General features: G+C 71.1%; 13 protein-coding genes and 1 pseudogene. 8 read left to right on the forward strand and 6 right to left on the reverse strand.

What is annotated here, in order from left to right; translation table 11 throughout:
- Positions 1–285: 285 nt before the first annotated feature.
- Positions 286–2097 (reverse strand): PHA/PHB synthase family protein, encoded by a 1812-nt coding sequence (locus ACESM1_RS29365; protein ID WP_372624777.1) that lies wholly within the window; start codon positions 2095–2097, stop codon positions 286–288.
- A 193-nt stretch (positions 2098–2290) separates the two neighbouring features.
- On the opposite strand from ACESM1_RS29365, the gene ACESM1_RS29370 reads away from it, so the two are divergent.
- From ACESM1_RS29370 to ACESM1_RS29380, 3 genes are all read left to right on the forward strand, one after another.
- Positions 2291–2875: a hypothetical protein gene (locus tag ACESM1_RS29370; RefSeq protein WP_372624779.1), complete on the forward strand. Its 585-nt coding sequence runs from the start codon at positions 2291–2293 to the stop codon at positions 2873–2875.
- A 43-nt stretch (positions 2876–2918) separates the two neighbouring features.
- Complete coding sequence (locus tag ACESM1_RS29375; protein ID WP_372624781.1) at positions 2919–4139, forward strand: LL-diaminopimelate aminotransferase; 1221 nt, start codon at positions 2919–2921, stop codon at positions 4137–4139.
- A 313-nt stretch (positions 4140–4452) separates the two neighbouring features.
- Positions 4453–5745 carry a homoserine dehydrogenase gene (locus ACESM1_RS29380; RefSeq protein WP_372624783.1) on the forward strand — a complete coding sequence of 431 codons (1293 nt, stop codon included), beginning with the start codon at positions 4453–4455 and terminating at the stop codon, positions 5743–5745.
- Positions 5746–5810: 65 nt separating this feature from the next.
- Here ACESM1_RS29380 and ACESM1_RS29385 read toward each other — a convergent pair whose 3' ends face one another.
- Positions 5811–6248, reverse strand: a complete 438-nt coding sequence (locus tag ACESM1_RS29385; RefSeq protein ID WP_372624785.1) for a GYD domain-containing protein — start codon at positions 6246–6248, stop codon at positions 5811–5813.
- Between the two features lie 110 nt (positions 6249–6358).
- Between ACESM1_RS29385 and glpX the strand changes: the two genes are divergently transcribed.
- On the forward strand, positions 6359–7375 hold the full coding sequence (glpX, locus tag ACESM1_RS29390; RefSeq protein ID WP_372624787.1) for a class II fructose-bisphosphatase: 1017 nt from the start codon (positions 6359–6361) through the stop codon (positions 7373–7375).
- 31 nt (positions 7376–7406) lie between these two features.
- The gene (gene recJ / locus ACESM1_RS29395; protein WP_372624789.1) at positions 7407–9194 is read left to right on the forward strand and encodes a single-stranded-DNA-specific exonuclease RecJ; all 1788 of its coding nucleotides are present in this window, start codon (positions 7407–7409) and stop codon (positions 9192–9194) included.
- A gap of 11 nt (positions 9195–9205) precedes the next feature.
- On the opposite strand, the gene ACESM1_RS29400 is transcribed toward recJ, so the two are convergent.
- The gene (locus ACESM1_RS29400; protein ID WP_372624791.1) at positions 9206–9850 is read right to left on the reverse strand and encodes a hypothetical protein; all 645 of its coding nucleotides are present in this window, start codon (positions 9848–9850) and stop codon (positions 9206–9208) included.
- 200 nt (positions 9851–10050) lie between these two features.
- Here ACESM1_RS29400 and ACESM1_RS29405 point away from each other — a divergent pair, with 200 nt between their 5' ends.
- Both ACESM1_RS29405 and ACESM1_RS29410 read left to right on the forward strand, forming a co-directional pair.
- The gene (locus tag ACESM1_RS29405) at positions 10051–10353 is read left to right on the forward strand and encodes a hypothetical protein (RefSeq protein WP_372624793.1); all 303 of its coding nucleotides are present in this window, start codon (positions 10051–10053) and stop codon (positions 10351–10353) included.
- A 20-nt stretch (positions 10354–10373) separates the two neighbouring features.
- Positions 10374–10688, forward strand: coding sequence for a hypothetical protein (locus ACESM1_RS29410; protein ID WP_372624795.1), 315 nt, complete (start codon positions 10374–10376; stop codon positions 10686–10688).
- A 10-nt stretch (positions 10689–10698) separates the two neighbouring features.
- On the opposite strand, the gene ACESM1_RS29415 is transcribed toward ACESM1_RS29410, so the two are convergent.
- Both ACESM1_RS29415 and ACESM1_RS29420 read right to left on the reverse strand, forming a co-directional pair.
- Positions 10699–11451: a phosphatase PAP2 family protein gene (locus ACESM1_RS29415; RefSeq protein WP_372624797.1), complete on the reverse strand. Its 753-nt coding sequence runs from the start codon at positions 11449–11451 to the stop codon at positions 10699–10701.
- 73 nt (positions 11452–11524) lie between these two features.
- Positions 11525–12544, reverse strand: coding sequence for an LLM class flavin-dependent oxidoreductase (locus ACESM1_RS29420; RefSeq protein WP_372624799.1), 1020 nt, complete (start codon positions 12542–12544; stop codon positions 11525–11527).
- Between the two features lie 61 nt (positions 12545–12605).
- On the opposite strand from ACESM1_RS29420, the gene ACESM1_RS29425 reads away from it, so the two are divergent.
- Positions 12606–13082: a nucleoside deaminase gene (locus ACESM1_RS29425; protein ID WP_372624801.1), complete on the forward strand. Its 477-nt coding sequence runs from the start codon at positions 12606–12608 to the stop codon at positions 13080–13082.
- A 7-nt stretch (positions 13083–13089) separates the two neighbouring features.
- Here the strand turns inward: ACESM1_RS29425 and ACESM1_RS29430 are convergent.
- Positions 13090–13995 (reverse strand): annotated as a pseudogene (locus ACESM1_RS29430) (hypothetical protein); the annotation flags it as partial.

Raw genomic sequence — 13995 nt, forward strand, 5'->3', positions numbered from 1 at the left:
CGATCCAGCACCGCCAAGGCCGCCCCCATCGCACAGAACAGCCTTGAATCATGCCTCAATCAAATGGGGAATCCTGAGAGTCCACAGGACCTAGAGCGATGTGGCGATATTCTGACCTGCGGCCGGCGTCATGCTGACGGCATGCTCTCCGCATGACGCCGGCCGAGCGGCCGAATGGCCGCCGCCGCCAGTGCGGCGAAGCCGAGCCGCGGAGCGGCGCTGGCGTTCGAAGGCCGAGATGCACCAGCATTTCGGCACGCCGCTCCAACGTGGCCGGCGGCGCGATCAGTCGCGGGCCTGCACCTTCACATACTCGCCCGGCGCATCGCCGAGCGCCGGCAGGCCGCCCTCGCCGGGGACGCGGGCCGGCACCTGCGCCTTGTCCTGCGACGAAACCCAGCGATGCCAATCCGGCCACCAGCTGCCTGCAAGCTCGGTCGCGCCCTTGAACCAGGCCTCCGGCTCGGGCGGCAGTTCCTCGTTGACCCAGTGGCTGTATTTGCCGCTCTCGGGCGGGTTCACCACGCCGGCAATGTGGCCGGAGGCGGCGAGTACGAAGCGGATCTTCCCGCCATAGATCTGCGTCGCGCGATAGGTGCTGGTCCAGGGCGCGATATGGTCCTCCCGCGTGCTCAGGATGTAGCTCGGCACCTTGATCTTGCGCAGGTCGAGCGGCACGCCCTCGAGCTCGATCCCGCCCGGCTTCACCAGGTCGTTTTGCTGGTACATCCGCCGCAGGTAGAAGCTGTGCATCTTCGCCGGCATGCGGGTGGAATCGTCGTTCCAGTAGAGCAGGTCGAAGGGGAAGGGCTCCTGCCCCAGCAGGTAGTTCGACACCACGAAAGACCAGATCAGGTCGTTGGCGCGGAGCATGTTGAAGGTGGTCGCCATCTCGCGGCCCTCGAGGAAGCCGCGCTTGTTCATCTTGTCCTCGAGCGACTGCAGCTGCTCCTCGTCGATGAACACGCCGAGCTCCCCGGCCTCGGCGAAATCCACCATGGTGGTGAAGAAGGTGGCGGACTTGATGCGCGTGTCCTTCTTCGCCGCCATATGCGACAGCGTGCAGGCCAGCAGTGTGCCGCCCAGGCAATAGCCGATGACGTTGAAGGCCTTCTCGCCGGTCGCCTTCTCGATGGCGTCGAGCGCGGCGTAGATGCCCTCCTTCATGTAGTCGTCGAAGCCCTTCTCGGCGAGCGTCTCGTCCGGGTTCACCCAGGACACCACGAACACCGTATGGCCCTGCTCCACCGCCCAGCGGATGAAGCTGTTCTTCGGGCGCAGGTCGAGGATGTAGAACTTGTTGATCCAGGGCGGGATGACCAGCAGCGGGCGCTTCAGCACCGTTCCCGTCGTCGGCGCGTACTGGATCAGCTCCATCAGCTCGTTGCGGTACACCACCTTGCCCGGCGTCACCGCGATGTTCTCGCCGACCTTGAACTTGGTCTCGTCGGTCATGCGGATGCGCAGCTGGCCCTTGCCGCGCTCCAGGTCCGCCAGCAGGTTGGACAGGCCCTTGAGCAGGTTCTCCCCGCCGGTCTCCGCGGTGCGGCGCAGCACTTCCGGATTGGTCATCAGGAAGTTGGACGGGCTCATCGCGTCCACGAACTGGCGGGTATAGAAATCCACCTTCTGCGCGGTCTTCTGATCGAGCCCCTCGGTGGTCTGCACCACGTTGGTGAAGAACCGTGCCGAGAGCAGGTAGGACTGGCGGATGAAGTCGAACACCTCGTTCTCGCGCCAGGCGTCGTCCTTGAAGCGGCGGTCGGCCTTGCCTTCCTCGATCACCGGCGGGACGGGCTCGCCCATCATGCGGCGCGCGGTGTTCTGCCAGAGCGTCAGGTAATCCTGCCAGAAGCCGATCTGCGCCTGCATCAGCCGCGCGGGGTTCGCCATCAGCCGCGCCGTCATCTCCATGAAGGCGTTGCCGATATGCAGCGGGTCCGGTCCCGGCGCCGCGCCGTCGCCGGCCTGGCGCTTCAGGAAGTCGGCGACGATCCGCTGCCCGCGCTCCGCCACGTCGGCCATGGTGCGCGACACCAGCGCCGGGTCCGGCAGCCGGAAGCTGGTCTTGTCGTCGGTCGTCGGGTCCTGCGGCATCCGCCTCCGCCTTGAGCCTTGCCTGCCAGCCATCCTGCCCTCGCCCCGGTGGCGGTGCGGCCGGGCTATGCCCGGCCGGCGCCCGCGCGGCGACGCTTCCGCCCGCGTCCGGTTCGGGCTAACCCTCGCCTCGGCAAGGAAGGAAGCGATGAGCTCGCGCGTCGTAGGCCACGGCAGACCGCAAAAGGCTAGGGTGTGGCGGGCGCCGGATCAAGCGCGGGCCGCCTTTCTTGCGTTGCTGCTGGCGGCGCTGCCCGGCTGCGGCGACCGGTTCGCCGAGCTGGACCCCCGACCGGCGGTCGCCAACCTGTTCGGCGCCCACCTCGAAGGCCGCGAGCCGCCGCCAGGCCTCGACCAGCCCTGGCCGAGCCTGTCGAGCGTGCCGCCGCGGCCGACCCCGCCGGACCGGGCGTATCGCGAGCGTCTTTCGGCCGGCTTGGCGCAGGACCGCGCGCAGTCGCGCGACGCGCTGGAGCCCTCCGGGGCGGCGGCGCTGTCCGGTGGCGAATCGGGTCCGCCGCCGCGGGCGCGCCTGGCCACCGCGCCAGCGATCCGGTTCGATCCCGAGCCGCTGTCCCGCCCCGCGCCGGCCGCCTTGCCGGTCCCCGTGCCGGCCCCGGCCCCCTCGGCGCAGCCGGCGCCGGCCCCGGCGCAGCCCGCCCCGGCCCGGCCGGCCGCCGCGCCGCAGCCCTCGGCCCCGCCGCCGGCGCCGCTACCCGAGTTGCTGGCGCCGCCCCCGCCGCCGAGCCGCGACCTGCTCGCGCCTCGCCCGAACTGAACCGCTCCGCTATCCTCCACGCGACACGCACGGACCCAGGACGATGACCGAGGAGTTCCACCGCATCCGGCGCCTGCCGCCCTATGTCTTCGCCGAGGTCAACGGCGCCAAGGCAAAGGCGCGCGCGGCCGGCGAGGACGTCGTGGACCTCGGCATGGGCAACCCGGACAGCCCGACGCCGCCCCACATCGTGGCGAAGCTGGTGGAGGCGGTGCAGGATCCGCGCACCCACCGCTATTCCATGTCCAAGGGCATCCCCGGCCTCCGCCGTGCGCTGGCCGGCTACTATGCCCGTCGCTTCGGCGTGAAGCTCGACCCGGAGACGGAGGTGGTCGCCACCCTCGGCAGCAAGGAGGGGCTGGCCAACCTGGCGCAGGCGATCAGCAGCCCTGGCGACACCATCCTGGTGCCGAATCCTTCCTACCCGATCCACCAGTTCGGCTTCATCATCGCCGGCGCCAGCGCGCGTTCCATCCCCTACACGCCCGACGATGCGATGCTGGCGGCGATCGACCGCGCCGTGCGGCACTCCGTGCCGAGCCCGACGGCGCTGATCGTCAACTTCCCCTCCAACCCCACCGCGCTGCTCGCCAGCCGCGAGTTCTACAAGGAACTCGTCGCCATGGCGCTGAAGCACGAGCTCTTCATCCTCTCCGACCTCGCCTATGCCGAGCTCTACTTCGACGATGCGAACCCGCCGCCCTCCGTGCTGGAGATCCCGCGCGCGAAGGAGGTGACGGTCGAGTTCACCTCCATGTCCAAGACCTACAACATGCCCGGCTGGCGCATGGGCTTCGCCGCCGGCAACCCGCGGCTGATCGCGGCGCTGGCGCGGGTGAAGAGCTATCTCGACTACGGCGCCTTCACGCCGATCCAGGTGGCCTCTGTCGCCGCGCTGAACGGCCCGCAGGATTGCGTGGCAGAGATGCGCGAACTCTACCGCAAGCGTCGCGACGTGCTGGTGAAGGGGCTGAAGGGCGCCGGCTGGAACGTGCCCGCGCCCGAGGCCTCGATGTTCCTCTGGGCGCCGATTCCCGACCGCTTCCGCCATCTCGGCTCGGTCGGCTTCTCGAAGCTGCTGCTGGAGAAGGCGAAGGTCGCCGTCGCGCCCGGCCTGGGCTTCGGCGAGCATGGCGACGAGCATGTGCGCATCGCGCTGGTCGAGAACGAGCACCGCATCCGCCAGGCGCTGCGCGGGATCAGGAGCTTCCTGGCCGCCGACAATGCGGGACCGGTGGATGGCATGGAGGTGGATGCGGCGTAGCTGCTGGCACCGACCTGTCATGGCAAAGAACCGTCCGCTGACTTCGCGAGAGCATGAGGTGATGGACCGGTTGGAGTTGGCCCTCCGGCGCGAGAAACTGACCTGGAGCGCTTTGGCGCGCCATGTGGAAAAATCATCCGCGCTCGCCAGCCAATGGTCAGGGCGACGGACCTACCCTAAGGAAAGCGACCTCTTCGAGGCTGCTAAGCTGTGCAAGATCGAAATTGGTTGGCTTCTTGGCGGTGAGTCTCGAAGTCGTGGCGTGGACAGGGGTGCGCAGAATGCGAATGTTGAAAAGCCGGATCCAAGACCCATGACCAAGCCCCTCGCCATCGGCGTCGCCGGCCTCGGCACCGTCGGCACCGGCGTGCTGACCCTGCTGCGCGACAATGCCGAGACCGTTGCCGCGCGCGCCGGCCGCCCGATCGCCGTCACCGCCGTCTCCTCGCGCGACCGCACCAAGGATCGCGGCGTCTCCCTCACCGGCCTTCGCTGGTACGAGGACGCGGCTGCGCTGGCGAACGACCCGAACGTGGATGTGGTGGTCGAGACCATCGGCGGCACGCAGGGCCCCGGCGCCGACCTGGTCCGCGCCGCGCTCGCCGCCGGCAAGCCGGTGGTCACCGCCAACAAGGCGCTGCTCGCCGTCCACGGGGGCGAACTTGCCGCGCTCGCGGAATCCAAGGGCGTGCCCCTGATGTTCGAGGCCGCGGTCGCCGGCGGCATCCCCGCCATCAAGGCGATCCGCGAGGGCCTTGCGGCGAACGACCTCTCGCGCGTGCTCGGCATCCTGAACGGCACCTGCAACTACATCCTGACCACCATGCGCGAACGCGGCCGCGAATTCGCCGAGGCGCTCGCGGAAGCGCAGAAGCTCGGCTACGCCGAGGCCGATCCCTCCTTCGACGTGGACGGCGTGGACGCCGCCCACAAGCTGGCGATCCTCGCCGCACTCGCCTTCGGCCGGCCGGTGGATTTCGACGCGGTGCATGTCGAGGGCATCCGCAGCGTCTCCGCGCTCGACATCGCACTCGCCGGCGAGCTCGGCTACCGCATCAAGCTGCTCGGCATCGCGCGGCGCAGCGAACACGGCATCGAGACCCGCGTGCATCCCTGCATGGTGCCCGCGGCACACCCGATCGCGCGCGTGGACGGGGTGTTCAACGCGGTGGTGGCGGAGGGTGATTTCGTCGGCCGGGTGGTGCTGGAAGGCCGCGGCGCCGGGGCGGGCCCGACCGCCAGCGCGATCTGCGCCGACCTGATCGACATCGCGCGCGGCCGCCGCACACCGGTCTGGGGCGTCTCCAACGGTGCACTCTCGGCGCTGCCCGCCATCCCGATGGAGCATCGCGTCGGCGCCTATTACCTGCGCCTGATGGTGCTGGACCGGCCCGGCGTGATCGCCGACGTCACCGCCATCCTGCGCGACCACCAGATCAGCCTGGAATCGATGCTCCAACGCGGCCGCGCGCCCGGGGAGGCGGTGCCCGTGGTGGTCACCACCCATGACTGCGAGGAAGCGCAGATGCGCGCGGCCATCGCGCGCATCGCAGCGCTGGAGACGGTGGTCGAGAAGCCGGCGCTGATCCGGATCGAGACTCTGTAGGCCCGCCCGGCAGCATACCGAGCGGGCTTCCGCCCCCCGTCCGGTCGGCGGGGGGGGCGGCCGGTTCAGCCCTTGCTCGGCGCCGCGTAGCTCACGCCATGCGCCTTCTGTTGTGCCGCCATGAACTCCTCCGCGGTCATCAGTCGCGTCGTCTTGTACGCCGAAACATGGCCCGCAGCATTCACCGCCAGCGAAGCCGCCGCCGCCGCCGCATCGTCGGGCATGGTCGCCATCACGATCAGGTCATGCTCGCCGAGGCAGAAATCGATGCTGTGGAAGGTGCCGCCCAGCTTCTCGATGAGCGCCTTCACGCCGGCCACGCGATCCTGCGGCTTGCTTACGAAGGCCGCAGCCGCGCCGGCAGTGTAGGAAGCCTGGATGAGATATTTCGGCATGTTTGGAATTCCCTCTCCTGCTTTTGCCAAAGATGCGGAATATCCGTTGCCCATGGCGCCGATAGCTGTCGCATTACGTGTCGCGATTTGCAACCATAGAAGTGCCATCGAGGCAGGCTGGCCCGCCTGACAGTTTCGCGACAGAGGCGCTCGGAGCAGGGGGTCCGCGCCGGCACCCGGCCGCGCTACTCTCCCCACGAATCCGGAGGAACCCTGCCATGGCTGTCCATCGCGCCGACGAACCGACCGTCCATGTGGACCGCAACCTCGCGCTCGAACTGGTGCGCGTGACGGAGGCCGCCGCCCTTGCCGCTGCGCGCTGGATGGGACGCGGCGACAAGAACGCCGCCGATGGCGCGGCGGTGGAGGCGATGCGCAAGGCCTTCGACACCGTCGCCATCTCCGGCACCGTGGTGATCGGCGAGGGCGAGATGGACGAGGCGCCGATGCTCTACATCGGCGAGAAGGTCGGCCTCTACGCCAAGGCCGGCGGCGGGCCGGAGGTGGACATCGCGGTGGACCCGCTCGAGGGCACCTCGATCACCGCCAAGGGCGGGCCGAATGCCATGGCCGTCGTCGCCCTCGCGCAGAAGGGCGGCTTCCTGCATGCGCCCGACATCTACATGGACAAGCTCGCCGTCGGCCCCGGCCTGCCGGAAGGCGTGGTGAGCCTCGATGCCGGTGTCGAGGAGAACCTGCGCGAGCTCGCCAAGGCGAAGAAGCGCAGCGTCACCGACCTGGTCGTCTGCCTGCTGGAGCGGGACCGCCACAAGGAGATCATCAAGCAATGCCGCGCTGCCGGCGCGCGCATCATGATGATCCCGGATGGCGACGTCGCGGGCGTTGTCGCCGTCTCCCAGCCCGGCACTGGCGTTGACATCTACATGGGCTCGGGCGGCGCGCCGGAAGGCGTGCTCGCGGCGGCGGCGCTGCGCTGCATCGGCGGACAGATGCAGGGCCGCCTGCTGTTCGAGAACGAGGAACAGATCACCCGCGCGCGCGAGGAGATGGGCATCACCGACCCGAACCGCATCTATGGCCTCGAGGACATGGCGAAGGGCGAGGTGATGTTCGCCGCCACCGGTGTCACCGGCGGCCCGATGCTGAGCGGCGTGCGCCACTTCGGCGCCAGCGCGATCACGCATTCCATCGTCATGCGCTCCAAGTCCGGCACGGTCCGCTATGTGGAGGGCCACCACAACTTCGCGCTGAAGCCCGCGGCCTTCGTGGCGTGAGGCGGGACCGCCCCACGATCACCCCCGCCCGATGATGGACGGCCCGCTCGCCGACGGCCCCGCCCTCGGTGTCGCCTGCTCCGCCACCGGCCGCCGCTGGATCTGGCGCCAGGGCGAGGCGCGCACGGGCCTCGGCATCGCCCAGCGGCTCGGCCTGCCCGAGCTTGTCGGCCGGCTGCTCGCCGCCCGCGGCGTTGCCATTGAGGCGGCGCAGGATTTCCTCGAACCGACGCTGCGCGCGCTGCTTCCCGACCCTTCCCGCCTGCGCGACATGGATGTGGCCGCCGCGCGCTTGGCCGATGCCGTGCAGCGCGCCGAGACGGTGGCGGTGTTCGGCGACTACGACGTGGATGGCGCCTGTTCCGCGGCGCTGATGGTCCGCCTGCTGCGCGAACTGGGGTGCACCGTCTCCCACTACGTGCCCGACCGCATCGAGGAAGGCTACGGCCCCAACCCCGGTGCGATCCGCACGCTCTGCGACCGCGGCGCGACGCTGATCGTCACGGTGGATTGCGGCATCGCGGCGGAGGCGGCGCTGACTGTCGCGCACAACCGCGCCGATGTGGTGATCCTCGACCACCACAAGGCCGAGGGCGCGGTGCCGCGTGTGCATGCGGCGGTGAACCCCAATCGCCTGGATTGCGACAGCGGGCTGACGACGCTCTGCGCCGCCGGCGTCGCCTTCCTCGCCGGCGTCGCCCTGGTGCGGGAGCTGCGCCGCCGCGGCGCCTTCGCCACCCGCGAAGCGCCCGACCTGCGCACCTTCCTCGACCTCGTTGCGCTCGCCACGGTCTGCGACGTGATGCCGCTGACCGGCGTGAACCGTGCGCTCGTCGCGCAGGGCCTCAAGGTGATGGCGCGGCGCGAGCGGCCTGGCATCGCCGCGCTGCTCGATGTCGCGCAGGCGCGCGACGCGCCCTCCGCGCACACCCTCGGCTTCCTGCTGGGACCGCGCATCAACGCCTCCGGCCGTATCGCGGAGAGCGACCTCGGCCTGCGCCTGCTGGTGGAGGACGACCCGGTCGAGGCGCGCGCCATGGCCGAGACGCTGGATAGCGTGAACAGGCGCCGGCAGGAGGTGGAGGGCGAGGTGCTCTCCGCCGCCTTCGAGGCCGCGCAGCTGCAATCCGACCGCGGGCATCCGGTGATCCTGGTGACGGGAGAGGGCTGGCATCCCGGCGTGGTCGGCATCGTCGCGGGCCGGATCAAGGAGAAGTTCAACCGCCCCGCCTGCGTCGCCGGCCTGGCGGGCGGTCTGGCCAAGGGCTCGGGCCGGTCGGTGCCCGGCGTGGACCTCGGCGCCGCGATCATCGCCGCGCGTCAGCTGGGCCTGCTGGAGACCGGCGGCGGCCACCCGATGGCGGCGGGCTTCTCCTTCCTGGCGGGCCGCGGGCCGGAGCTGCATGCCTTCCTCGACGAGCGGCTTGCGCATGCCGCCGTGCTGCCCTCGGCCGCGGATCTGCTGGTGGAGGGCTCGCTCGGCGTGCAGGGTGCGACGGTGGCGATGGCGCAGGAGGTCGCGCGCCTAGCCCCTTTCGGGCCGGGCAACGAGGAGCCGGTGTTCGTGCTGAACCGCGCCCGCGTGGTGCGCGCAGACCGGGTGGGCAAGGAGGGCAACACGGTGCGCGCCTTCCTGGAGGGCGAGGGCGGCGGCGGGCGCCTCAAGGCCATCTGCTTCCGTGCGAAGGAGGGCCCGCTGGCGCAGGCGCTGCTCGGCGGCGGCTTCCTGCACATCGCCGGGCATTTGCGGGCGGAGAGCTGGAACGACAACGTCACCGCCGGTTTCCACGTGGTGGATACCGCGCCGGTTGCCGGCTGACCTCGCGCCGCTCAGCCGGCTGCCGCACCCGACTGCGTCCGATCCCGCAGGACGCGGTAGGCGACGCGGAGGTGATAGGCCGTCCAGCAGCAGATCCCGGCGAACTTGGTGCCGTCCTCGGCTAGGATGCTCATTCCCTCGGGCCCCTGCAGGAAGGCCGGGTGGGTCTGGTCCACCAGCACGCTCACGCCGAAGAGCCCGAGCGCCGCGACCAGCAGGGACGGCGCGACCGAGAGATGGAGCCGGCGGCCACCCCAGAGATAGGCGAGCGTCGCCAGCACATACGCTCCCACCACCACCGTCTCCGGCAGGCCGGCATGCCTAGGCAGCATCTCCTCGTGAAGCATGAACAGGTCGTCCAGACCGAGCACCGCGGAGAGCAGCCCGCCAGCCAGCAGTGGCTCCGCCTCCGGCGACCGGTCCCGCAGGACCGCTCCGGCCAGCAGCCCCGCGATCGCCGCCGTCCACCAGCCGAGCCCGCCAATCGTCGAGAAGAAGCCGACATGCGGCGCGTAGTCGAGATAGGCTGCAGGATCGCGCAGGGCGCGCTCCGGATGCAGCCCCAGCACGAGTGTCGCCAGAAGCAGCGCGAGCACCGGAACCAGCGTGCTCGCCGCCCAGAGCAGGCCCATCCCACCGGGGCGGCGGTGCGCCATGGTCCGGCTCGAAGCTGCCCCGGAAGGTCGCCAACCCGGCTGCGGGGCTGCCTCACGGTGCTGAATCGTCATCATTCCGTCATGCAACAGCCATCTTCCTGCGGGCAATGCACGAGGCCTTGTGTGGTGGTCCAGGCAGGTGCCCCGCCTGTCGGCTGGCGCTCTTGAACCTCGCGGCCACCCGGGCAACATCATCCGCCATGGACACGCATCGCCGTCCGCCCGTGCTGGACATGACCCCAGAGGGCGAGTTCAACGACCCGGCCCCGCCGCCGCGGGCAAGCACGCTCGACCGCATCCTCGGCCGCGTCGGCGGCGTCGCGCTGCTGGTGGCGCTGGCGGCCGGCGGGCTGGTGCTGGCGGGCCTCGCCATCATGTTCGCCGCCCTGGCCCTGCCGGTGCTGATCGTCGCCGGTGCGGTAGGCGCGGCCTCGATCTGGTGGCGCCTGCGCCGCGCCCGCAAGCAGGGCCGGCCGGTTCACTTCGTGGTCATCCGCCGCTGACAGGGCCGCCGCCCTTCAGGGTGGATGAGCGGCGTCTCTATGAAGTCGGGCGCCACGGTGGCGCCTGGACGCAGGATGAAGCGCCCGAGGCGCGGTCGAAACGTCTCAAACGGCTGCGCTGGCTGTTCGCCATCGGCATCGGCACCAATGCCGCAAGCTGGACGGCGGCCGGCGCCGCGCTGGTGCTGGGCGGCCCGCTCTGGGGCGCCGGCTTCGGCGTTCTGGCGCTGCTCACCACGCCGCTGCTCGCCCTGCCGGCGCTGATCGAGGCCGCTGCACGGCTCCGGGCCCGGCAGCGCCATCACGCCCGGCCGGAGCGCTTTCCCCACGCCTGATACGGCCGCTTCACAGCGTCCGCTCGGCCTCGACCCGGCCGCGCCGCTGCAGCCAGCGGGCGAGCAGCCAGCAGAGCAGCGCCCAGGCCGCGCCCACGGTCCAGCCGGCCAGCACGTCGCTTGGCCAATGCACGCCCAGATAGACGCGGCTCACCCCCACCAGCACGGCCAGCAGCACCGCTATTCCCAGCACGAAGGCCTTCACCCGGAAGATCGTCTCCACCCGCGCCAGCAGGACGCCGAGGGTGAGGTAGACCACGGCCGACATCATTGCATGCCCGCTCGGGAAGCTGGCGGTGAAGACCTCGGCGCCATGCGGCACCAGGTCGGGCCGCTGCCGCTCGAACACCGATTTCAGCGACTGACTGACCAGCATCCCGCCGGCCACCGAGACTGCGAGCAGCGCCGCCGCGCCGCGCAGGCCGCGCAGCAGCAGGAAGGCGGTGATCGTCAGGCTCAACAGCGTCAGCACCGCGATGCCGCCGAGCGCCGTCAGGTCGCGCCCGACCTCCTCCAGCCAGGGCGGGCCGAGCGGATCGGCGGGATTGGTGGCCGAACGCAGCGCCAGCAGCAGGGCTCGGTCGATCCGCGCGGTCTCGCCCTCCTGCACCTCGTCGGCGAGTTCCACGAAGGCCCAGATGCCCCCGGCCACCAGCAGCAGCGCCAGCACGGTCCAGCGTTCCAGCCGCTCGGCGCGCGCGGCGATCGCCTGGCGCACACTGGCCGCGGTGCTGGACGACAAAATATTGCTTCTGCGTTCCATGCGTTGCCTTGCTTCGCCCCCGATGGCGCGGGCCGCCGCCGGGTAACGTGCTAAAGCGCCAAGGCGGTGAAGGTTAGGCCGCCGCGGCCAGTGAGGCATTGGCCTCCGCGAGCAGGCGGAAGCTGGCCTGGCGCGCCACCGGGTCGTGGCAGGGGGTGAGCACCGCCACCTCCTGCGCGCCATGGGCCGCCGCCACGGCGGCGAGCTTCGCCACCACCTGCTCCGGCGCGCCGACCAGGGCACGCGCGCGCATCCTCTCGACCTTGGCCTGCTCCTCGGGGCTGTATTCGTAGGCTTCGGCATCGGCGACGGAAGGCAGCGGCGGGAAGATCCCGCGGTCGCGCGAGAGTCGCCAGAGCTCGCGGGAGCGGAACAGCCGCCAGGCTTCCGCCTCGCTCGCCGCCGTCAGCGCGAAGACCGCGACCGCCGCATGCGGCGCCGTCAGGTGCTTCGAGGGGCGGAACTGCTCGCGATACAGCGCCATCGCCTCCTCGCTGCCGCGGCCCTCGGTGATGAAGTGGGCGAAGCAGTACGGCAGCCCGAAATAGGCTGCGAGCTGGGCGCCGAAGTCGGAGGAGCCGAGGATCCACACCTCCGGCCGCGTCGGCCCTTCCGGCTGCGCGCTGACGCGGGCGAAGGGGTGGTTCACCGGCAGCCCGTCGCCGAGCCAGCCCTGCAGCTCCTGCACCTGCTGCGGGAAGCGGTCGGCGGCCTCGTTGGCGTTGGGGTTGAGCGCGAAGGCGGTGCGCCCGTCGGAACCCGGCGCGCGGCCGACGCCGAGGTCGATGCGGCCGGGCGCGATCGCCTCCAGCACCTTGAACTGCTCGGCCACCTTCAGTGCGGAGTAGTGCGGCAGCATCACTCCCGCGCTGCCGACGCGGATGCGGTGCGTGGTGGCGGCGATGGCGGCGATCAGGATCTCCGGCGCGGTGCCGGCGTGGCTGGCGCTGTTGTGGTGCTCGGCCAGCCAGTAGCGCCGGTAGCCCCAGGCATCGGCGAGCTGCGCCAGGGAAAGGGTCTCCCGGATCGCCTCGGGCGGGGTGCGGCCGGCGGCCACGGTGGACTGGTCGAGGATGGACAGGGCGAGTGTCATGCCGGTACCTCCGTTCCCGAAACTGGGGCCATCGGGCGGCCCCGTCGAGACGGGGAACCCCATGGACGACAGCGATGCCGGCTTCATGCGCCAGGCGATCGCCCTCTCCCGGCGCGGCATGGAGGCCGGCGCCGGCGGCCCGTTCGGTGCGGTCGTGGTGCTCGACGGGCGGGTGCTGGCGGAGGGGTGGAACCAGGTCACCTCCACCAACGACCCGACCGCGCACGCCGAGGTGGTGGCGATCCGCCGCGCCTGTGCCGCGCTCGGCCGCTTCGACCTGCGCGGCGCGACGCTCTACACCAGCTGCGAGCCCTGCCCGATGTGCCTGGCCGCGCTCTATTGGGCGCGGGTGAATGCCGTCGTCTTTGCGAATGCACAGGCCGATGCCGCGGCGATCGGCTTCGACGATGCCTGGCTGTACGGCGAGGTGGCGAAGCCGATCGAGCATCGCCGCCTGCGGATGCGCCGGCTGCTCGCCGCCGAGGCGCTCGAGGTGTTCGAGGCCTGGGCAGCGAAGCCGGACAAGTTGCCCTACTGACGCGCGGTCAGCCGAGGATCGCGTCGGGGGCTTCGCCCGCCGGGCGGAGCGCCGCGAACAGGTCGGTCTCGTCCGTCCTGGCGCTCGCTTCGGCTGGCAGACGGACCGGCACGGCGATCGGCCCGAGGGTGGCGGCAAAGGCGTCCTGCTGGCCGGGCGGATTCAGGCTGGCGAGGGCGGCCGTGCCGTCAAAATCGTCGCCGTCGTCCTGCTGGCCCGGCGCGATGGCGAGGCCGGGTGGCGTGACCTCGGCAACCACCGGCGGGCTGCTGTTGTCGTCCTGCTGGCCCGGCGCGATGGTAAGGCCGGGTGGCGCGACCTTGGCAACCACCGGCGGGCTGCCGTTGTCGTCCTGCTGGCCCGGCGCGATGGCGAGGCCGGGCGGCGCGACCTCGGCAACCACCGGCGGACTGCCGTTGTCGTCCTGCTGGCCCGGGGCGATGGCGAGGCCGGGCGGCGCGACCTCGGCAACCACCGGCGGGCTGCCGTTGTCGTCCTGCTGGCCCGGGGCGATGGCGAGGCCGGGTGGCGTGACCTCGGCGACCACCGGCGGAGTGCTGTTGTCATCCTGCAGGCCCGGCGCGATGGCGAGGCCGGGCGGCGTGACCTCGGCAACCACCGGCGGAGTGCTGTTGTCGTCCTGCTGGCCCGGGGCGATGGCGAGGCCGGGTGGCGTGACCTCGGCAACCACCGGCGGGCTGCCGTTGTCGTCCTGCTGGCCCGGCGCGATGGCGAGGCCGGGTGGCGTGACCTCGGCGACCACCGGCGGAGTGCTGTTGTCGTCCTGCAGGCCCGGCGCGATGGCGAGGCCGGGTGGCGTGACCTCGGCAACCACCGGCGGGCTGCCGTTGTCGTCCTGCAGGCCCGGGGCGATGGCGAGGCCGGGTGGCGTGACCTCAGGCGACCACCGGCG

Source organism: Falsiroseomonas sp. (assembly GCF_041690465.1).
GTDB lineage: Bacteria > Pseudomonadota > Alphaproteobacteria > Acetobacterales > Acetobacteraceae > Falsiroseomonas.